Genomic DNA, 19,221 nt, shown 5'->3' on the forward strand with positions numbered 1-19,221 from the left:
AACACTACCGTGACCGGGACGGTCGTGAGATCGACTTCATCTGCGAGACGCCGGACGGTCGGATCCTCGCCGTGGAGGTCAAGGCCTCGGCTTCTCCCTCATCGGCGGACGGCCGCCATCTCGCCTGGTTTAGGGAGAAACTCGGCGACCGGTTCGTCGCGGGTGTGGTCATGCACCTCGGCGAGCACGTGCTGTCCTATGGGGACCGCATCATCGCCGCCCCGATCTCCGTGCTCTGGGCGAACGCGCCCATGGGCGGTGCGAGTGAAGGCGGCCCGCAGGCCGGGATCGTCGTCGACGGCGACGGCCGCCTCCATGAGGACCTCTCCGAGAACTGACCGCCGCCGGGCCCGTCCTCGTGTCAAGGTGCTCCTGTGGCTGGGGAGCATGAGCTGTGGGGTGATGAGGACGGTCTCTCCTGGGAGGACACGGAGAAGATCTTCAGGCACGCCGTGCCGGTGGAGATCGTGCGAGGTCGGCGGAGTGTCCATGTCGAGTACCGGCGTCTGCGTCAGGGATGGCGTGCGATCTCGCCGGATCTGCCGGAGCTCGACGTGCGGAGCCACACGCTCACCGATGCCGGGCGACTGGTACGGCAGACCCTTGAAGGATGGCTCGACCCTCAGGTGGTGATCGTCGACCAGGTCGTCCGGGACGGGTCCCGGGCATGGGAGGGCCCGTCCGCCGACCGATGACGAGGCCGGTTGAAGCGCGGAAACGCGGTCGTCTCCGCCCGTGGCCGGGGAGAGAGATCAGTCCAGGGTCTGCGTCAGCTCGTTGCGGTCTCCGGTGCACAGCAGCCGGCCGCGGGCGCCGTTGACGAGGGGCATGTACGGCGGCACGTGGCCGCACTCGACGTCGGCGACGATCGGCGCACCGAGGCCGCCCAGGGCGTCCAGCACTGCTTCGTGCTGGGTCAGCGAGCCGAGGTCCGGCGCCCGGGTGCGGCCGACGAGCACCGCGTTCGCCCCCGCGAAGAACCCGGCCAGCCGCATGCCGTGGAGGGCGCGGCAGACGAAGGCCGCGTCGTACCCAGCCACCTCCAGATAGACGATCAGCCCTTCCGGAGCCGCCGTCCGGGCGAAGGACGCCGTGTCGGCGTAGGGCGTCCCGGCTAGGTGGCACAGGGTCTCGACGCAGCCTCCGATCAGCCTGCCCTCGACGGCCACGTCCCCGTCGCCGTCCAGCCGTTTCCACCGTCCCGGGGTGTCGAGCGTGAACTCGTCCACCTCCGGAAAGGCCGCGTAGTCGTCCCAGCCCCGCGCCCGGTGGCGGCCCGGAGACGTCTGGGTGAACGCCGTGCCCGGCTCCATCGCGGTGATGTCCAGCCAGGTGAGCAGCCCTTCCGGCGCGCGGTACGGCGTGTCCATCAGGTTGCCGCCGTGCACGGTGGCCACTCCGGTCAGCAGCGTCAGCGGCGTGATGACCGTCGACATGTCGGAGAAGCCCACCATCCACGTCGGATCGGCCTCGCGCAGCGCGTCCCAGTCGAGCAGCGGCAGCAGGTCGATCGCGGTCTCCCCTCCCCAGGGCGGCACGACGGCCCGGATGCGGGGATCGGTGAGCATCTCCGTCAGCTCGCGGGCCCGCTCGGTCGCCGGGGCGCTGACGTGCCCGCCGCCGTCCATGCAGTCGCCGACGACCACCTCGTATCCGTGCGCCTCCACCGTGCGGATCGCGACGCGGAGGCGGTCGCGCATCCCTTCGCCGACCCCGCTGGAGGGGGAGGTGACGCCGACGCGGTCGCCGGGACGCAACGGAGCCGGGTACCGCATGATCATGAGTATGATCTTCGCAGATCGGCGGCGGGCGGCCATGGGCGGGCCGGTCGAGCACCGTGCGCGGGCCGGAAATGGAACCGCTCCGGCCAGGTCTCCGGAGATAGGAGACAAACGTGTGCATACCGGGCATGATGGCGGTGTGATGCGAGAGCGTGAGGCGTGGGACGCGGCCGGCGGCGGCTCGCCGGTCGGGGCGGAGGAGGCGGCCCGGCGGGCCGCGGCCGCGCAGGCCGTACGGGACCGGCGGAGCGTCCGCGTCGACTACCGGCAGGCGCGCCGCGACTGGCGGGCGACCTCCCCGGACCTGCCCGGGTTCGACATGCGGGGCCGTACGCTCGCCGAGACCCGGCGCCTCGTCCGGGAGGAGCTGACCGGCCGGTTCGGCGCCCGGGTGGCGGTCGCGGACCGGGTGGTCGGCGCCTCCCGGACGCACAGGCCCCTGCGCGGCTGACGGCCGTCGGTGCCGGGGTGCTGATGGCCGTCGGTGCCGGGGTGGGAGCGGCCTGCCCCGAGGTGGCCGATCGGTTCAGGGTCTGGGTGGGTTCGTTGCGGCCGGGTGTGCGGCCCTTCCGGTGCGTGAGCGCGGGCCGCCGGGCGTCCGCCTCCGTTCCGGGGTCCCGGCGGTTCGGCATGGCGGTTCCCTCCTCTGCGCGATGCCTCTGGCTCGGGACGGCCGGCCGGGGGAGGACGATGCGGATTGAGGAACACCGCGCCATAATCAATCCTATTCGCCATGAATCGGAATAAAAGCCAATAAAGGCCCGCATTTTTGACCTCGATGTGCGGTTAATGAAGGCCGGCGCGATCGAACTTACTGTCATTTGTGAAATGCCTGCGCGAAGGGCTGTCATGAGACGGTCCGCCTTCTGTCATTCTTTGCCCCATATTGTGATCATGGAAAATCCGTGCTCTAATGTGTCTGCGGCCACGGTATGACCATTCTTTATGGGTGGTCATGAAAAGTGACTGAAAGCATTCAGATATTTTCTGCCGACAGAATGGGGGTTCGCGAACGGGCTTCCGGATTCACGTGTGGTGGAAATTCCGGGGTGTAAGTCATGTCCGTAGCACGTGGGAGACCTCAGGGGTCATCATGGATCGCAATCGTTGGCTGTCGTCCGCTTCAGCCGTCGGTCTTCTCGGCGCTCTTCTGACGGCAGGTGTCGTATCGGCCGCCCCGGGGCAAGCTGTCGCCGATGTTACGTCCAAGGTATGTACGGACTACACGAACGAAAAGGTGTGGCAGACCACGAATGGTTGGGCCCGGGCCCGTCTCCGTACCTGCCTTGAGTGGGTGCCGAACGGTAACGCCATTCGCGCTCGCGGCGAATTCCAACTCGACTGGCCCTCCAACTGCACGTTGAGCGTGGGCCTTCCCCGATCCGTCAGCGCCACCTGCCCGGCAGGGCTCCTGCGCAAATCTGCCGGTATGAGCCTGAAAAAGCTCCACCTCAACATCGGCTGGCGTGACAGTGCTACTGGTGCTTGGAAGTACGGCACCTGTACCACTACTCTCAACGCGCGGTTCGCCGGTATCGGTAGCAGCCCTAGGACCAAGTACTGCACCGGTCCATGGATGGCGCATCCTGCGGGTGTCCACTCCAGCTCAGTATCGATCACTGCCGATGTCGCCGACGACGGTGACGACTACAAGACCCTCGATGAGGTCAGGAGTAGTTGGCAGTGGTCCGGGAAATGAGCGGTGCTGGCCCCTCCTGATTCAGCCTGAATCAGGAGGGGCCGGGGTTTCTGCGGCTCTTTTCGCCGCGGGTGCGGTCATGCGCCTCGGTGAGCATGCGCTGTCCTACGGGACCGACCACCGCGGCTCCGCTCTCCGAGCTCTGGATGAACGCGCCCGCGGACGGCGCGAGTGAAAAGGCCGGGAGCGCCGGGAGGCCTCAGCGCAGGAACTCCCGCGCGCCGCGCAGCCTGGTCCGGAGCCGCCGCCGGGTCGTGCCGCACTCCAGGCGCACGTCCAGCGGGCCGGGCACGCCGCTGCCCGCCCGCAGGCCCGGGCGCAACCGGTCCGCGTCGAGTCCGTCGCGCCGGGCGATGAGCAGCCCCAGCTCGTACCGGCTCACCGCGTCGGCTCCGGCGACATGGTGGACGCCGTGGTGCCCGGACGCGGCCAGTTCGAGGAGCGCCGCGGCGAGGTCGGCGACGTGCACGGGGCAGCGCACCTCGTCGGTGAAGAGCACTCCTCTCTTCCCGCCGGTGGCCAGTGCGTGCACCAGCGCCTCGTGCGGGGAGCCGCCGTCGCCGATGATCAGGGATGTCCGGGCGATCACCGCGCCCGGCGCGACCGCGGCCACCGCCGTCTCCGCGGCGGCCTTGGCCGCGCCGTACGGGCTGATCGGGTCGGGGAGGCAGGTCTCGTCGTAGTGGACCGCGGCGCCGGAGAAGACCGCGTCGCTGGACACGTGGACCAGGCGCCCGCCCACTGCCGAGGCCGCGAGGGCCACGTTCGCGGCCCCGGCCGCCGTGGCCGCCCAGTCCGTCTGCCGGTAGGCGGCGTTGACGACCACCTCCGGCCGGAACGCGCCGGCCAGCGCGGCGGCGTCCTCGCGCCGGCGCACGTCGAGCGGCGACCACTCGACGCCCGCGGTCTCCCCCGGCCGGCTCAGGTAGGTCGCGGCCACCTCGTGCCCGTCCGCCGCGCACCGCCGGACGAGCTCGCCGCCGAGGAGACCGCTGCCACCGACGATGAGGAATCTCATGGCCGGTCACCGTAGCCGGTCGGCCGTCCTGAAGCAGGTGGGTCAGGAGGAACCGAGGCAGAGGCGGTCGAGGCCGACGAGTTCGAGGTCGGGGCGGGCACCGCCTACAGGGTGACGACGAAGTCGGCGGCGGAGCGGGGGGCGCGGTCGCGGGGCGGGGCGGCGGGGCGGCCGATGGCGACGGCGCCCATGGGGTCCCAGCCGGCGGGCAGGCCGAGCACCTCGCGGACCACCTCGCGGCAGAACATCGTCGACGACACCCAGGCCGAGCCCAGGCCCTCCACCGCGAGCTGGACCAGGAAGTTCTGCACGCCCGCGCCCGTGGCGACCACGAACATCTCCCGCTCGGCCGCGTTGCGCCGGTCGTCGCGGTAGGTGTGCGAGCCGTCCATGACCAGGCACGGCACGGCCAGGTAGGGGGCGTTGCGCAGCACGTCGCCGCGGCGGACCCGCTTGGCGATCGACTCCTCCGAGAAGCCGTCGCCGCGCAGGTCGGCGATCCAGGCCTCGCGCATGGCGTCGAGCAGCTTCTCCCGGACCTCCGCCGACTCCAGCAGCACGAACCGCCACGGCGTCGTGTGGTGCGGCGCGGGCGCGGCGATCGCCGCCGCGACCGCCCGCCGTACCTTGGCGCCGTCCACCGGCTCGGGGGAGAACTCCCGGATCGTACGGCGGGCGAAGAGCACGTCGCGCGAGCCGTAGCGGAACATGTCCTCCTCGGACTGGCGGACCACCTCGCGGATGCCGGGGCCGTCGCCCTCGGCGGTGTACTCGGCCATGCCGCGGATGACGGCCACCGGGGTCTGCGCGAGCTTGCCCTTGACCAGGTCGCCGGCGGCGGCGAACTCGTCGGCGATGGCGGTGAGGGTGACCTCCAGCGGGTTGCCGTGGTCGTCGGACAGGCCCCGGTAGTCGAGCATGGGCGGCACCCCGGCCACGCCGACGGCCATGTCCGTCTGACCGTTGCGCCAGGGGCGGCCGAAGGTGTCGGAGACGACCACGCCGACCGCGACGCCGAGCCGCTCCCGGACGCTCGCGCGCACCCTCCGGGCGGAGGCGTCGGGATCGACGGGCAGCAGCACGACGGTGCCGGGCTCGGTGTTGGAGGCGTCCACGCCTGCGGCGGCCATGACGAAGCCGTGCGCGGTCTCCGCGATCACGGTCTCGCCGCGGCGGGCGACGACCCGGGCGGTCTCGTCCCGGATGGCCTCGGCGCGGGTGACGCCCTCGCGGACCCGGCCCTCGGCCTTGCTGAGGATCTTCGAGGTGATGACGAGGATGTCGCCGTCGCACAGGTCGGGCCGGGCGGCGGCGATCAGCGCGCCGACGTCGTCGCCCTGGCGGACCTCGGGGATGCCCTCGACCGCGAAGACCTCGATCCGGACCTCGGCGCGGTCGTCCTGCCGGGAGCGCCGGATCCTGCTCATCGGTCCCCCTCCCCGGCGGCGGGGCGCGCGGCGGCGAGCTCGCCCGCGAGGTCGAGGGCGGCCCGCGCGATGGCGGCCGCCGCCTCGGCGTCGTGCATGATCAGCGGACGGGCCGCGACGCGCACGCCGTCCAGGCTCACTCCGGCGTCCTCCTCGGCGACCAGCCAGCCGTCCAGCAGCGCCGCGCCGTACAGCTCCAGAACGGCCTGGGCGGTCGTCTCCACGCCGATCGCGGTCAGGCAGGCGTCGGCCATGCCGCGGACCGGGGCGCCGCCGACGATGGGGGAGACCCCGACGACGATCTTGCTCTCCAGTGCCTCGCGGATCCCCTTGATCTGCAGGATCGTGCCGATGCTGACCACCGGGTTGGACGGCGGCAGGATCACCGCGTCGGCCTCGGCGATGGCCTGGAGCACGCCGGGCGCGGGCTCCGCCTCGTCGGCGCCGACCAGGATGATCCGCTCGGCCGGGACGGAGGCGCGCAGGCGCACCCACCACTCCTGGAAGTGCACGGCCCGGCGGCCCCGCTCGTCGTCGATCACGATGTGGGTCTCGGTCCGGTCGTCGCTCATCGGGATCAGCCGCACGCCGGGGTTCCAGCGGGCGCACAGCGCCTCGGTGACCTGCGAGAGGGGGTATCCGGCGTCGAGCATCTGGGTGCGCACGATGTGCGTGGCGAAGTCGCGGTCGCCCAGGCCGAACCACTGCGGCTCGACGCCGTAGGCGGCGAGCTCCTCCTTGACGACGCGGGTCTCGTCCCGCCGCCCCCAGCCCTGCTCCTCGTCGATGCCGCCGCCCAGGGTGTACATCACCGTGTCGAGGTCGGGGCAGACCCGCAGGCCGTACAGGGTGATGTCGTCACCGGTGTTGCCGATGACGGTGATCTCGGCGTCGGGGGCCGCGGCGCGCAGGCCGCGCAGGAAGCGGGCGCCGCCGATGCCGCCGGCGAGGGAGACGATGCGCATGCCCCCAGTCTCCCATCGGGGCGCGCCGGTCCGGTCCCACGGGGCCGCGGACGGCCGGGGCGGAGCCCGGGACGCGCCGGTTTCTCCTGATCGTTACCGGAGCCTCCCCGGCTGCGGGACGGCTCACCACATGCCCAAACTCATGGTGAATATGGGGCAATGAGAGACTTGTAGGATTCATGGGCTTCCTGGGTCCGCCGCCGCCGAAGTCGGTCTTGTGTAAAACTTGGCCCGGGTTTACCCAAGGACCCTGATGGGGGTAGTTGTGATCAACGTCGATGCGGGCCGGCTCCGGGAGCCCGCCGCGTGGCTCATGGTCGCCGCGGCGTCCGGGAGCGTGCTCGTCGGCATCGAGAGACTGCTGTTCGGCGGCTCGTCGCTCGGCGGCGCGTCCTTCGCGATCCGCGCCAACGTTTACCTGCAGCAGATCGTCTCTCCGCTCTCCGTGGCCCTGCTCGTCGGCGCGGTCCTGCTGGCGGGCGAGCTCCGCCCGGCCCTCGCGCGGCTGAAGCCGCTGGCCTACGCGGCGGTGGGAACGCTGGGCCTGGCGGTGCTGTTCGGCGTCATCGCGCTGCTGGGCGGACTGTTCACCGGCGCGACGGACCTCATGGAGAAGGTCGAGTTCCTCCTCCTGAGCGTCCCGGCCCTCGCGCTGGCCGTGCTCGCCCTCCTCTACCTCCTGCCCAGGGCGGTCCCGGCCCGGGCCGGGGCGGCCGGATTCCGCCGCGCCCCGGAGCCGCAGGTGCCGCAGGGCTTCTACCCCGACGGCGGCCTCGGCGGACGGCCCCAGGAGTACGGTGAGTACGGTGCCCCCGCCGGTTACGGGGCCCCCGCGGGCTACGGCGCCCCCGCGGGCTACGGCGCCCCCGCCCACTTCCAGGAGCCCGCGCCGCAGCCCCACTTCCAGGGGCAGGACCAGGCTCCGCAGCAGGGCCCGTTCCAGCAGGAGCAGCCCGCGCAGGGCTTCTCCGAGGCGTCCGCCCCCCAGGGCGCCCCTGCTCCCCAGGGCCACTCCCTTCCTGAGGGCGCTCCCGCCGTGCCGTACAGCCCCCCGGCGCTCCCGCCCGCCTCCGCCGACCAGTACGGCCACACCGGCCAGGCGCCCTCCTACGGCGCGCCCGCCGAGGGCGGCCTGCCGTACGGCGAGCAGTACGGCACGCCGGCCCCCGGCTACGAGCAGGCTGTGAACTCGCCGAACTCGCCGAACCCGTCGATCCCGCCGACCCCGTCGGCCGAGCCGCAGCCCTACACCCCGAGCCCGTACGTCGCGGCGGACGTCAAGCCCCAGGTCCCGGCCCCGTCGTACGAGCCTCCGGCCGCCTCCTACGAGCCGGCCGCCCAGTCCTACGGCTCGCCCGCCGACCCGTCCCAGAACGGGCAGGCCCCGGGCTACGCCGACCAGACGCAGGGCTTCCGGGCCCAGCCGCAGCAGGCCGCCCCGCAGGGGTACGGCGACTCCTCGCCGTCGAACTACGCGCCGCAGGACTCTTCGCCGTCGAACTACGCGCCGCAGGACTCTTCGCCGTCGAACTACGCGCCGCAGGACTCTTCGCCGTCGAACTACGCGCCGCAGGACTCTTCGCCGTCGGTGTACGCGTCGCAGGATTCGGCTCCGGTGAATTACGCGCCGCAGGATTCCTCGCCGTCGGTGTACGCGTCGCAGGATTCGGCTCCGGTGAACCCGGTGGCCTACCCGCCGCAGCCGGCGGACCCGCAGCCGGCGGGTTACCCGCAGGGGCAGCCCGAGCAGCAGGCCTCCTTCTACTCGCCGCAGCCCGCGCCGTACACGCCGTCCGACAGCCTGCCGCGCCTGCCCGAGGGCGGGCAGGGCCCGTCCTTCCCGCAGCCGCCGGAGAACTACGGCCAGCCGCTCACCGGCTACTCGGGCTCGGAGTTCGCCCGGCAGGCCGAGGCGGGCCTGCCGTACCCGGACCCGGCCGACCCCCGCTCCCAGCAGATCGCCCAGGCCTACCAGCAGGCGGAGAGCTACCAGCAGCAGGCGGGGACCGAGCCGCAGCTGCGCGTGCCGGAGTACACCCCGCCGGCGGGCGGCTACGACGACCCGTTCGGGCACCCGCAGACGCTGCCGCCGGCGCAGCCGCAGCCCTCCGCGGCGCAGCAGCCCGCCCAGCAGTGGGACGCGCACGCGCCCGCGGAGGCGACGATGCGCTTCGACGCCAACCTCTACCGGGGTGACGCGCTCGGCGCCCACGTCCAGGACCAGCCCCAGGGGCAGCAGCCCCAGGGCCAGGCCGGCGGAGGCTGGGACTCGGCGCCCATCGACCCCACCGCCATCTACTCGCCCGACCGGCCGGGCCAGGCAACAGGAGGGGAAAACCTCGACAGGGAGAGGACCGGACCTGGTCAGGAGCCGAACATGCCCTGGTACGGTTCCGACCGTCGAGAGCACTGAATGCTCAAGGCGATCTTCACGATCGCCGGGAGCAATTGCCATCGTCGCAGGCACACGCCCCAGAGCCGGGGAGAGCGGGTCTTTCCCCGGATACCGTCATGCCGCTTGACGCCACACCAGCCACGCGCGTGTAATTACAGGCGTGTTGTTACGTCTCCCTCCGGGTGGGTAAGGGGGAGGCGTTCATAAGGGGGCTCCATTGCGGGCGGCAAGGAGGTGTGCAGTGGCCGACCTGGTCATCGCACAGGACGGCGGCACTGAAGAGCAGCTTGGTTGGCAGGAGCGCGCGCTCTGCGCGCAGACCGACCCGGAGGCGTTCTTCCCGGAGAAGGGGGGATCCACCCGGGAGGCCAAGAAGGTGTGCCGTTCCTGTGAGGTGCGTGCCGAGTGCCTGGAGTACGCGCTCGAGCATGATGAACGGTTCGGCATCTGGGGCGGGCTTTCCGAGCGAGAACGTCGCCGGATGAAGCGTCAGGCCGTCTGAGAGGGCGGTTCCGGGACGCTCCGGAGGAAATCCACGGCGCCCTTCGGGGCGCTTGTCGATATCTCGGCGAGGTCACGCGGTCAACGACCGCGTGACCTTTTTTCATGCCATCCGGATATATATAGGCGGATATAAAGTGCCGTATCGTGGTCGCGCCGATCATTCCCTATGGACCACAGGACGCATGTCCATCACCGACTCCCGCCCCGCACACCACACCGTCACCGCGATCGTCGTCTCCCACGACGGGACCCGCTGGCTGGGGGAGACCCTGAGCGCGCTGCTCGCGCAGACCCGGCCGGTGGACCGGGTCGTCGCGGCGGACAACGGCAGCCGTGACGGCGGCGCCGACCTGCTGGCCAGGACCCTCGGCCCGAACGCCGTGCTCACCCTGCCGCGCTCCACCGGCTTCGGCGAGGCCGTCGCCGAGGTGCTGAAGCGGCTGGAGCCGGCGGGGGGCGTCGAGTGGATCTGGCTGCTCCACGACGACTGCGCCCCGGCCCCCGACGCCCTGCTGGAGCTGCTGCGGGCCGCCGAGGCCGATCCCGGAGCGGCCGTGCTCGGCCCCAAGCTCCGCGACTGGCTGGACCGGCGGCTCCTGCTGGAGGTGGGCGTCACCGTCGACCGGACGGGACGCAGGGACACCGGCCTGGAGGACCGGGAGTTCGACCAGGGCCAGTACGACGGCGTGCGGGACGTGCTGGCGGTCTCCACGGCGGGGATGCTGATCCGCCGGGACGTCTGGGACGAGGTGGGCGGGCTCGACCCCTTCCTGCGGATCTTCCGTGACGACCTGGACCTGTGCTGGCGGGTCAGGAACGCCGGCTACCGGGTGCGGAACGTCACCCGGGCGGTCGCCTGGCACGCCGAGGCGGCCGCCCGGCGGCGGCGCCGCATCACCGTCAGCGGCGCCCATCCCCGGCGCCTGGACCGCCGCAACGCCATCTTCGTCGTCCTGGCCAACCTGCCGCTGCGCCCCCTGCTGTGGGCGCTGCCGCGCAACATCGCGGGCTCGGTCCTGCGCGCGCTGCTGTTCCTGCTGGCCAAGCAGCCCGCCAACGCGCTGGACGAGATCGTGGCGCTCGGCTCGGTGCTGGCCCACCCCGGACGGCTGCTGCGGGCCCGCAGGGCACGGGCGGCGGGCAGGGCCCGGAACCACGGAGCGGTCGACCGCCTGCTCACCCCGCCGGGCGCGGGCTACCGCCGGCTGGTGGACCGGGCGCGCAGCTACCTGGCCGGCGGGCCGGTGGACTCCGCGGGCCGGCACCACGCGGCGGCGGCCCGCGGCGGGGAGGACGGGGAGGAACTGCTCACCGACGACGCCGGGGCGACCCGGCGCGTCTTCGGCAACCCGGGGGTGCTGCTCTTCGCGGCCCTGCTCGCCGTCACACTGGTCGCCGAACGGCGGCTGCTCGGCGGCGGCCTGCTGGGCGGCGGAGCCCTCGTCCCGGTGACCGGCGGCGCGCAGGATCTGTGGCGGCTGTACACCGAGGGCCACCACCCGGCGGGCCTGGGCAGTGACGCCTGGGCGCCGCCGTACGTGGCGGTGCTGGCGGCCCTCTCCTCGGTGCTGCTCGGCAAGACCTGGCTGGCGGTCTCCGCGCTGCTGCTCGGCTGCGTCCCGCTGGCCGGCGTCTCCGCCTACGCGGCGAGCCGGTGGATCGTTCCCGGCCGGTGGAGGAGGATCTGGCTGGCCTCCTGCTACGCGCTGCTCCCCGTGGCCACCGGCACGGTCGCCGCCGGGCGGCTCGGCACGGCCGTGGTCTTCGTCCTGCTGCCCGTCTACGCGGCGCTCGCCACCGTCGTGCTCTCCGGAGCCCGGCGCCGGGCCCGCCGCGCGGCCTGGGGCCTCGGCCTGCTCCTCGCGGCCGGCACGGCCTTCGCCCCGGTCGTCTACCCGCTCACGCTGCTCCTCGGCGCGCTGGCGGCGCTGGCCTTCCCCCGGCGGGGCGTCGGCGGCTCGGTGGCGATCGTGTTCGGCGTCCCGGTGGCGGTGCTGCTGCCCTGGCTGGTCCAGCTCGCCGGCGACCCCGGCCGGATCCTGCTGGAGGCCGGGCTCCACCGGCCCGAACTGGTCGACCCCGCGCTGCCGGCCGAGTCCCTGCTCCTGCTCAGCCCCGGCGGTCCGGGGATGCCGCCGCTCTGGGTGACCGGCGGTCTCATCGCCGCGTGCCTGGCGGCGCTGCTGATGCGCCGCGACCGGATGGTCATCGCGATCGGCTGGGGCGTGGCGCTCTTCGGCGTGCTGGTGGCCGTCCTCGTCAGCCGGACCTCCGTCACCGCGCCGGGAGGCGACGGCGAGGCCCCCGCCTGGCCGGGCGTGCCGCTGGCCTTCGCCGCCCTCGGCATGCTCGTGGTGGCGGCCCTGACCGCGGGCCGGATCGCCGAGTTCCGCGCCGCCGGAGGCGCGCGCCGGGCCGCCGCCCTCGGCGTCGTGGCGGTCGCGTTCTCCACCCCGCTGCTCGCGGCGGGGATGTGGGCCGTCCGCGGCGTCGACGGGCCGATCAGCGCCGGAGCCCGCGACGCCCTCCCCGCCTCGGTCAAGGCCGCCTCCCGGGACGGCGAGCGGACCCTGCTGCTGCGCTCCCGCGGCGGCGGTCTGACCTTCACCGTGCTGAGCGGACGTCTGCCGCTGATCGGCGAGTCCGACATCCCCTCACCCGACGGGCCGCGAGAGGCGGTCGGCGTCGCCGTGGCCGGCCTGGCCTCCGGCCGGGGCGGTGACGACGCCCGGGTGCTGGCCGCGCACGGCGTGCGGTTCGTGGTGGTGGCCGCCCCGGTCGGCCCGGAGATCAGCCGGGCCCTGGACTCCCAGCCCGCGCTGGCCAGGATGAGCCTGTCCCGGGAGCTCGGCGTGTGGCGGCTGACCCAGCCGGTCGCGTCGCCCCCCGCCGCCGAGGGCGACCCCTGGCACGCCCGCTGGCTCTGGGCGCAGGCGCTGCTGGTGCTGGTGGCGCTCGTCCTGGCCGCCCCCGGTTCGCGGACCGGCGGAGCGGCGGACGGCGTGCCGCAGGACGCGCCCGGAACGGAGAGGGAGCCGGTGGCCCGGTGAGATCACTGATCGAGAACCGCTTCGGCCTCCTCGCCCTGGTGCTGGTGGCCCTGCTCGCGCTGTACGGGGTGGGCGCCGGCACCCGGCCGGGCCCGGTGCCGCAGGCCGTACCCCAGCCGCGGAAGGTGCCGATCTCCTCGGTGACCGTCGTCTGCCCGGCCCCGGACGGGGCCGAGGTCGGCGTCGTCACGCCGCCGGACGGCCAGGGCCCGGGGACGGCCACGATCACCGCGGCGGGCGGCGCCGGGGACGGCGAGGGCGGCAAGGACGACAAGGACGACAAGGACGGCGAGGGCGACGGGGGCGGTGGAGACGGGGGCGGTGGAGACGGCAGGGACGACGGGAGCGATGGGGGCAGGGTCCTGGACACCCTGACCACCCCGGGACGGCTCTGGCAGAAGAAGGCCCCCGGCGGGAGCGGTCCCGTCACGGTCGCCGCCACCGGGAGCAGCGCGGCGGGCCTGGAGGCCGCGCAGACGCGCCGGGAGACGTCGGGCGGGCAGCGGGGCCTGGCCGGGGCGCGGTGCGTGGAGCCGGCCGCGAGCACCTGGATGGTGGGCCCGGGCCCGGCCGCGGCGGACGTGACGCTGTACCTGACCAACGCGGACCTCGCCCCGGCCGTCGTGGAGATCCTCGTCCACTCCGGTGAGGGACCGGTGACGGCCGGGACCGGCAACACCTTCACGCTCGACCCGGGCGAGAGCCGCGCGCTCGACCTGAGGGAGATGGCGCCCTCGTCGCTCGTCATGGCCGTTCAGGTGCGCACCGTCTCCGGCCGGGTCGCCGCCGCGGCCCGGGCGGTCGTGGACGGCGGCCGGGGCGTCGACTGGCTGCCCGCCGCCGCCCCTCCGGCCACCCGCGTCGTGGTGCCGGGCATCCCCGGCGGAGGCGGGAAGCGCGAGCTGCTGGTGGCCTCACCGGCCGAGACCGACACCCTGGTCGAGGTCCGGGCCCTGACCTCCGACGGGACCTACGCGCTCAAGGACCGCGAGCTGGTCGAGGTGCCCGCCGGGTCCGTCACCGCCGTCGACCTGTCGGACGGCATCGGAGGCCAGCCCGCGGCGCTCGTGCTCACCTCCGAGACCCCGGTCGTGGCCGGGCTGGTCGCCACCGGGACGGGGAAGAAGCCCGATGTGGCCTTCACCGCCGGGGCCGCCCCGATCGACCTGGGCAGCGTGGTGGCGGACAACCGCACGGGCAAGAAGAAGGGCTCCCGGCTGCTGCTGGCCGCCCCGGAGACCGCGGGCAAGGTCAGCGTCCAGGTGCTGCCGCGCGAGGGCGAGGCGCCCGAGCCGTTCGAGGTGGGCGTCGCCGCCGCGCGCGTGAAGGAGGTCGAGCTGCCGGACGCGGACGGCGCCTTCGCGGTGGTGGTGCAGCCGCTGCCGGGCTCCGGCCCGGTGTACGGCGGGCGGGTGATGGACGAGCGGCTGGAGGACGGGCTCGCGCTGACCGTCCAGCCGCTGGCCGCGGCCCGCGTGTGGGCGGTCGTCCCGCCGGTCGGGGAGTCGGTGGCGACGGTCCTGCCGTGAGCGGCGGTCACCGGAGGGGCGCCGGGCCGTTCCGCGCCCGCGCCGTTCCGGGGGCCGGGAGGAGCAGCGGGGGCGGTGAGCGGGGAGGGGCCGGGTCAGTCGCGGTCGTCGTAGCCCGGGTCGACGGATTCCGGGGCCAGGCCGAGCAGGCCGGCGACCTGCTCCACCACGGTGTCGTGGACCATCGCGCCGAGCTGGTCGCGGTCGCGGGCCCTGGCCTCCAGCGGCCGCCGGTAGATGACGACGACGGCGGGGCGGTCCCCGGCGGCGGGCTCGGCCCGGCCGAACGGGATCGGCTCGCCGGTGAGCAGCTCGGGGCCGTCGGCCGGCTCGCGGTTGGGCGGCACCTCCTCGACGGCGAACTCCACGGCCGCCAGCTGCCGGCCCCAGCGGGGCCTGAGGCGTTCCACCGCGTCCAGCACGAGGTCGTCGAAGCGCTCGCTCCGGGACTTGGCGATCGGCACGTACGAGGGCGCCAGCGGACCGCGCATGCCGCGGCCGTGCCGGTCGCGCCTGCGCGGCGGACGGGGTGTTCCGGGTGCCGAGCTCACGGGCCAAGCTTAGACGGGGAGGTCCGGCGGCCGCGAGGGCGCCGCCGGGCGGGGCGGGGACCGCGGGCCGTCCGCCGACACGCGGGCAAAAGCCGCGACAGGTGTCCGAATTGTGGCGACACGCTCGTTAAGAGCGCTCAGATAGTGGCGCCCCGGACGCTTACCGGATACGGTCCCACCGTGAGCCCCGTCCGCCGCTGTTCCCGCACCGCGTGCAGTCAGCCTGCCGTTTTCACGCTCACGTACGTCTACGCCGATTCGACCGCCGTCCTCGGACCCTTGGCCACGTACGCGGAGCCGCACTGTTACGACCTGTGCGCCGAGCACGCCGAGCGCCTGACGGCGCCGCGCGGCTGGGAGGTCGTCCGCCTCCCCACCGACGGGGCGCCGCCCAGTACGGACGACCTGGAGGCTCTCGCCAACGCGGTGCGCGAGGCGGCCCGGCCGGCGCCGGGCGGCACCGAGCCGGTGGGCCAGGGGGTCGAGGTCGGGCGGCGCGGCCACCTGAGGGTGCTCCGCTCCGCGCAGCCCCAGCGCGACCGCTGAGCGTGGATCGCCGAGCCCGGGGGCGCGAGACCCCCTAGGCTGGGGACCAGCAGAGACATCACACAAGGGGCGGAGCTGGAGTGGGCGACCTCGCCAAGATCTTCAAGGCGTATGACGTTCGCGGTGTCGTGCCGGACGAGCTCGACGAGGAGACCGCGGAAGCGGTGGGCGCCGCGTTCGTGGAGGTGACCGGAGCCGGGAAGCTCGTGGTCGCCCACGACATGCGCACCTCGTCCGGGCCGCTAGCCGACGCCTTCACCCGGGGGGCGGCCGCGCGCGGCGCCGACGTGGTCCACGCGGGCCTGGGCTCCACCGACCTGCTGTACTACGCCAGCGGTCATCTGGGGCTGCCCGGCGTCATGTTCACCGCCAGCCACAACCCGGCCCGCTACAACGGCATGAAGATGTGCCGCGCGGGCGCCGTGCCGGTCGGCGGCGCGACCGGCCTGACCGAGATCCGGGACCGGGCCGCCGAGATCCTGGCGGCCGGCGGCCCCGGGGGCGGCGGCTCCGGGCAGGTGACGCGGAGCGACCTGCTGGCGGGTTACGCCCGGCACCTGCTGACGCTGGTGGACCTGTCCGGCGTCCGGCCGCTGAAGGTCGTCGTCGACGCGGGCAACGGCATGGCCGGGCACACGGTCCCGGAGGTGCTCGGCCGGCAGGCGGGGGCGCCGATCGAGCTGGTCCCGCTCTACTTCGAGCTGGACGGGACCTTCCCCAACCACGAGGCCAACCCCATCGAGCCGGAGAACCTCCGCGACCTGCAGAAGGCCGTGCTGGAGACCGGCGCCGACCTCGGCCTGGCCTTCGACGGGGACGCCGACCGCTGCTGGGTGGTCGACGAGCGCGGGGAGTCGGTCTCCCCGTCCACGATCACCGGGCTGGTCGCCGCGCGGGAGCTGGCCAAGCACCCCGGCTCCGTGATCATCCACAACCTGATCACCTCGCGGAGCGTGCCGGAGATCGTCGCCGAGCACGGCGGCCGGCCGGTCCGCACCCGGGTGGGGCACTCCTTCATCAAGGCCGAGATGGCCCGGACCGGGGCGGTCTTCGGCGGCGAGCACTCGGCCCACTACTACTTCAGGGACTTCTGGTTCGCCGACTCCGGCATGCTGGCCGCGCTGCACGTGCTGGCCGCGCTGGGCGAGCAGGACCGGCCCCTGTCGGAGGTGCTGGCGGCCTACACCCGCTACGCCGCCTCCGGGGAGATCAACAGCACCGTCGCCGACCAGGCCGCCGCGACCGAGCGCGTGCGGGCGGCCTTCGCGGGCCGCGACGGCGTCACCTTCGACGAACTGGACGGCCTGACCGTGTCCGGTCCCGGATGGTGGTTCAATCTTCGTCCGTCCAACACCGAGCCGCTGCTCCGGCTGAACGCCGAGGCGGCCGACGAGATTCAGATGGCGGCCATCCGGGACGAGGTCCTGGCCGTCGTGAGGAGCTGAGCGCGTGAAGATCGACGACTGGCTGCTGGAGATCCTGGCCTGTCCCAACTGCAAGTCCCCGCTCCGCGCCGAGCCGGAGGCGGACGAGCTGTCCTGCACCTCCGCCGCGTGCGGGCTGGTCTACCCCGTCCGTGACGACATCCCCGTGCTCCTGGTGGACGAGGCGCGGAAGCCGTGAGCTGGGACGCCGGCCGGCTCGACGACCCCGGACGGCTGGAGGAGGGCGACCCCTCGGGCATGCTGCGCGCGGTGGCCTCCTCCGCGGCCCAGGTGCGGACCGCCCACCGGGCCGCCCGTGAGGCCGGGGTGTCGTCGCTGGCCGGTGACGGCCGCCCCCGGGCCATCGCGGTCGCGGGGGTGGGCGGCTCGGGCATCGCCGGGGACGTCCTGGCCGCGGTGTGCGGGTACGGCGCGCCGCTGCCGATCGTGACCGTGCGCTCCCACCGGCTGCCGGGCTGGATCGGCCCGACCGACCTGGTCATCGCGGTCTCGTGCTCGGGAGCCAGCGAGGAGACGCTCGCGGCGGCGACCGAGGCCGTGCGCCGCGGGTGCCGCCTGCTCGCGGTGGGCGCTCCCTCCTCGCCGCTGGAGGCGGTCGCCCGGCAGGCGAGGGCGCCGTTCGTGCCCGTCACCGTGGGCGGGCAGCCCCGCTCCGGCGTCTGGGCGCTCTCGGTCCCGCTGGTCGTCGCCGCGGCCGAGCTGGGCCTGGTCCGGGCGGGCGAGGAGGTGTTCGAGGCGGTGGCCGGGCGGCTGGAGGAGATCGCGCACGGCTGCCGGCCGACGAGTGAGTCGTTCATCAACCCCGGCAAGTCGCTGGCCCTGGCGCTGGCCGAGACGGTGCCGATGATCTGGGGGTCCTCGCCCCTGGCGGCGGTGGCGGCGCACCGCTGGGCCTGCCAGCTCAACGAGAACGCCAAGTACCCGGCGATCTGGGGGGAGCTCCCGGAGTCGGGCCACAACCAGGTGGTGGCCTTCGACGGCCCGCTCGCCGAGCGCGACATCTTCGCCGACGAGGCCGGGCGCACGCTCCGGCTGGTCGTGCTCCGCGACACCGAGGAGCACCCGCAGGTGGCCCGCCGGCGCGAGGTCGTGCTGCGGCTGGCGCAGGACCGGAACGTGCCCGTCACCGAGATCGCCGCCGAGGGCGCGCATCCGCTGGAGCGGCTCGCCTCGCTGATCGGCCTGGGCGACTACGCGAGTGTCTATCTGGCCCTGGGGTACGGGATCGACCCGACCCCGGTATCCGTGATCACGGAACTCAAGGCGAGAATCTCCCAATAGGATCGTGTCTCGATTTTTCCGGATATATGAGTGGAGGCTGCCGTGAGCGCGGGCGGCGGTACAAAGGCGATCATTGCGGCGTTGGCCGCCAACCTGTCCATCGCGGCGGCGAAGTTCGTCGCGTTCGTCTTCACCGGTTCCTCGGCGATGCTCGCGGAGGGCATCCACTCCGTGGCCGACTCGGGCAACCAGGCGCTGCTGCTGGTCGGCGGGAAGCGGGCGACCCGGGCCCGCACGGCGGAGCACCCCTTCGGCTACGGGCGCGAGCGCTACTTCTACGCCTTCGTGGTGGCGGTCGTGCTCTTCACCATCGGCGCGCTCTTCTCGCTCTACGAGGGCTGGCACAAGCTCAGCGCGCACGAGCCGCTGGAGTCCCCGCAGTGGGCGTTCGGCGTGCTGATCTTCGCGATCATCGCCGAGGCGTTCTCCTTCCGCACCGCGATCAAGGAGTCGAACGCGGTCCGCGGCGACAAGTCCTGGTGGGAGTTCATCCGCCGTTCGAAGTCCCCCGAGTTGCCGGTCATCGTCCTGGAGGACCTCGGCGCGCTGCTCGGCCTGATCTTCGCGCTCTTCGGCGTGACGATGGCCGTGGTGACCGGCGACCCGGTCTGGGACGCCATCGGCACCCTGATGATCGGCGCCCTGCTCGCGGTCATCGCGGTCATCCTGGCGGTCGAGACCAAGTCGCTGCTGATCGGCGAGGGCGCCGGCCCCGAGGTGGAGACCCGCATCGCCGACGCCCTGGAGGGCACCCCCGAGGTGAGCCGGATCATCCACATGCGCACCCTGCACCTGGGCCCGGAGGAGATCCTGGTCGCCGCCAAGATCGCGGTGGAGAACGACGACACGGCCGCGGAGATCGCCAAGGGCATCGACGAGGCCGAGAAGCGGGTGCGCGCCGCCGTACCGGAGGCCCGCGTCATCTATCTGGAGCCCGACCTCTACCGGACGGACCTCACGGCGGGCGGCCCCTCGGCCTGAGGACCCCGCCGCCCGAGGACGCCGCGCCGGCGGCCGCGTTCCCGCGGCC

Annotated in this window: 17 protein-coding genes and 1 pseudogene; 13 read left to right on the forward strand and 5 right to left on the reverse strand. The window is 73.5% G+C overall.

The features are described 5' to 3' along the window. The first annotated feature begins 71 nt into the window (after positions 1-71). Both ACFOWE_RS06980 and ACFOWE_RS06985 read left to right on the forward strand, forming a co-directional pair. Positions 72-338 carry a hypothetical protein gene (locus tag ACFOWE_RS06980; RefSeq protein WP_377286190.1) on the forward strand — a complete coding sequence of 89 codons (267 nt, stop codon included), beginning with the start codon at positions 72-74 and terminating at the stop codon, positions 336-338. Positions 339-374: 36 nt separating this feature from the next. Further along, positions 375-695 carry a hypothetical protein gene (locus ACFOWE_RS06985; RefSeq protein ID WP_377286191.1) on the forward strand — a complete coding sequence of 107 codons (321 nt, stop codon included), beginning with the start codon at positions 375-377 and terminating at the stop codon, positions 693-695. Between the two features lie 57 nt (positions 696-752). Here ACFOWE_RS06985 and ACFOWE_RS06990 read toward each other — a convergent pair whose 3' ends face one another. Further along, positions 753-1,775, reverse strand: coding sequence for a S66 family peptidase (locus tag ACFOWE_RS06990; protein WP_377286192.1), 1,023 nt, complete (start codon positions 1,773-1,775; stop codon positions 753-755). A gap of 145 nt (positions 1,776-1,920) precedes the next feature. Here ACFOWE_RS06990 and ACFOWE_RS06995 point away from each other — a divergent pair, with 145 nt between their 5' ends. Both ACFOWE_RS06995 and ACFOWE_RS07000 read left to right on the forward strand, forming a co-directional pair. Further along, positions 1,921-2,232 carry a hypothetical protein gene (locus ACFOWE_RS06995; protein WP_377286193.1) on the forward strand — a complete coding sequence of 104 codons (312 nt, stop codon included), beginning with the start codon at positions 1,921-1,923 and terminating at the stop codon, positions 2,230-2,232. A gap of 642 nt (positions 2,233-2,874) precedes the next feature. After that, positions 2,875-3,480, forward strand: coding sequence for a hypothetical protein (locus tag ACFOWE_RS07000; RefSeq protein ID WP_377286195.1), 606 nt, complete (start codon positions 2,875-2,877; stop codon positions 3,478-3,480). A gap of 199 nt (positions 3,481-3,679) precedes the next feature. Here the strand turns inward: ACFOWE_RS07000 and ACFOWE_RS07005 are convergent, their stop codons facing one another. The 3 genes from ACFOWE_RS07005 to cofD all read right to left on the reverse strand — a co-directional run bounded on the left by ACFOWE_RS07005 (position 3,680) and on the right by cofD (position 6,890). After that, complete coding sequence (locus ACFOWE_RS07005; protein ID WP_377286197.1) at positions 3,680-4,498, reverse strand: sugar nucleotide-binding protein; 819 nt, start codon at positions 4,496-4,498, stop codon at positions 3,680-3,682. A gap of 104 nt (positions 4,499-4,602) precedes the next feature. Next, a complete protein-coding gene (locus ACFOWE_RS07010) occupies positions 4,603-5,925 on the reverse strand; it encodes a coenzyme F420-0:L-glutamate ligase (RefSeq protein WP_377286198.1) in 1,323 nt (440 codons plus the stop codon). Then, positions 5,922-6,890, reverse strand: coding sequence for a 2-phospho-L-lactate transferase (gene cofD / locus ACFOWE_RS07015; protein ID WP_377286200.1), 969 nt, complete (start codon positions 6,888-6,890; stop codon positions 5,922-5,924). The genes ACFOWE_RS07010 and cofD overlap by 4 nt, the downstream gene beginning before the upstream one ends. A gap of 1,521 nt (positions 6,891-8,411) precedes the next feature. Between cofD and ACFOWE_RS33875 the strand changes: the two are divergent. The 4 genes and pseudogenes from ACFOWE_RS33875 to ACFOWE_RS07035 all read left to right on the forward strand — a co-directional run. Then, a pseudogene (locus ACFOWE_RS33875) lies at positions 8,412-9,086 on the forward strand (hypothetical protein); the annotation flags it as partial. Between the two features lie 440 nt (positions 9,087-9,526). Continuing rightward, positions 9,527-9,787: a WhiB family transcriptional regulator gene (locus ACFOWE_RS07025; RefSeq protein ID WP_344855449.1), complete on the forward strand. Its 261-nt coding sequence runs from the start codon at positions 9,527-9,529 to the stop codon at positions 9,785-9,787. Between the two features lie 184 nt (positions 9,788-9,971). Continuing rightward, positions 9,972-12,839, forward strand: a complete 2,868-nt coding sequence (locus tag ACFOWE_RS07030; RefSeq protein WP_377286204.1) for a glycosyltransferase — start codon at positions 9,972-9,974, stop codon at positions 12,837-12,839. After that, the gene (locus ACFOWE_RS07035; RefSeq protein WP_377286205.1) at positions 12,836-14,368 is read left to right on the forward strand and encodes a DUF5719 family protein; all 1,533 of its coding nucleotides are present in this window, start codon (positions 12,836-12,838) and stop codon (positions 14,366-14,368) included. Before ACFOWE_RS07030 ends, ACFOWE_RS07035 begins: the two co-directional genes overlap by 4 nt. A 95-nt stretch (positions 14,369-14,463) precedes the next feature. Here the strand turns inward: ACFOWE_RS07035 and ACFOWE_RS07040 are convergent, their stop codons facing one another. Further along, on the reverse strand, positions 14,464-14,859 hold the full coding sequence (locus ACFOWE_RS07040) for a metallopeptidase family protein (RefSeq protein ID WP_377286464.1): 396 nt from the start codon (positions 14,857-14,859) through the stop codon (positions 14,464-14,466). 240 nt (positions 14,860-15,099) lie between these two features. Here ACFOWE_RS07040 and ACFOWE_RS07045 point away from each other — a divergent pair, with 240 nt between their 5' ends. From ACFOWE_RS07045 to ACFOWE_RS07065, 5 genes are all read left to right on the forward strand, one after another. Further along, positions 15,100-15,465 (forward strand): DUF3499 domain-containing protein, encoded by a 366-nt coding sequence (locus tag ACFOWE_RS07045; RefSeq protein WP_377286207.1) that lies wholly within the window; start codon positions 15,100-15,102, stop codon positions 15,463-15,465. Between the two features lie 80 nt (positions 15,466-15,545). Then, positions 15,546-16,910 (forward strand): phosphomannomutase/phosphoglucomutase, encoded by a 1,365-nt coding sequence (locus tag ACFOWE_RS07050; RefSeq protein WP_377286208.1) that lies wholly within the window; start codon positions 15,546-15,548, stop codon positions 16,908-16,910. Between the two features lie 4 nt (positions 16,911-16,914). Then, the gene (locus ACFOWE_RS07055) at positions 16,915-17,088 is read left to right on the forward strand and encodes a Trm112 family protein (RefSeq protein WP_377286210.1); all 174 of its coding nucleotides are present in this window, start codon (positions 16,915-16,917) and stop codon (positions 17,086-17,088) included. Further along, positions 17,085-18,191 (forward strand): SIS domain-containing protein, encoded by a 1,107-nt coding sequence (locus ACFOWE_RS07060; RefSeq protein WP_377286211.1) that lies wholly within the window; start codon positions 17,085-17,087, stop codon positions 18,189-18,191. The genes ACFOWE_RS07055 and ACFOWE_RS07060 overlap by 4 nt, the downstream gene beginning before the upstream one ends. A gap of 42 nt (positions 18,192-18,233) precedes the next feature. After that, entirely contained in the window at positions 18,234-19,172 is a 939-nt protein-coding gene (locus ACFOWE_RS07065; protein WP_377286212.1) for a cation diffusion facilitator family transporter, read from the forward strand. Positions 19,173-19,221: the final 49 nt, after the last annotated feature.

It is taken from the genome of Planomonospora corallina (assembly GCF_042650625.1).
Classification (GTDB): Bacteria; Actinomycetota; Actinomycetes; order Streptosporangiales; family Streptosporangiaceae; genus Planomonospora_B; species Planomonospora_B corallina.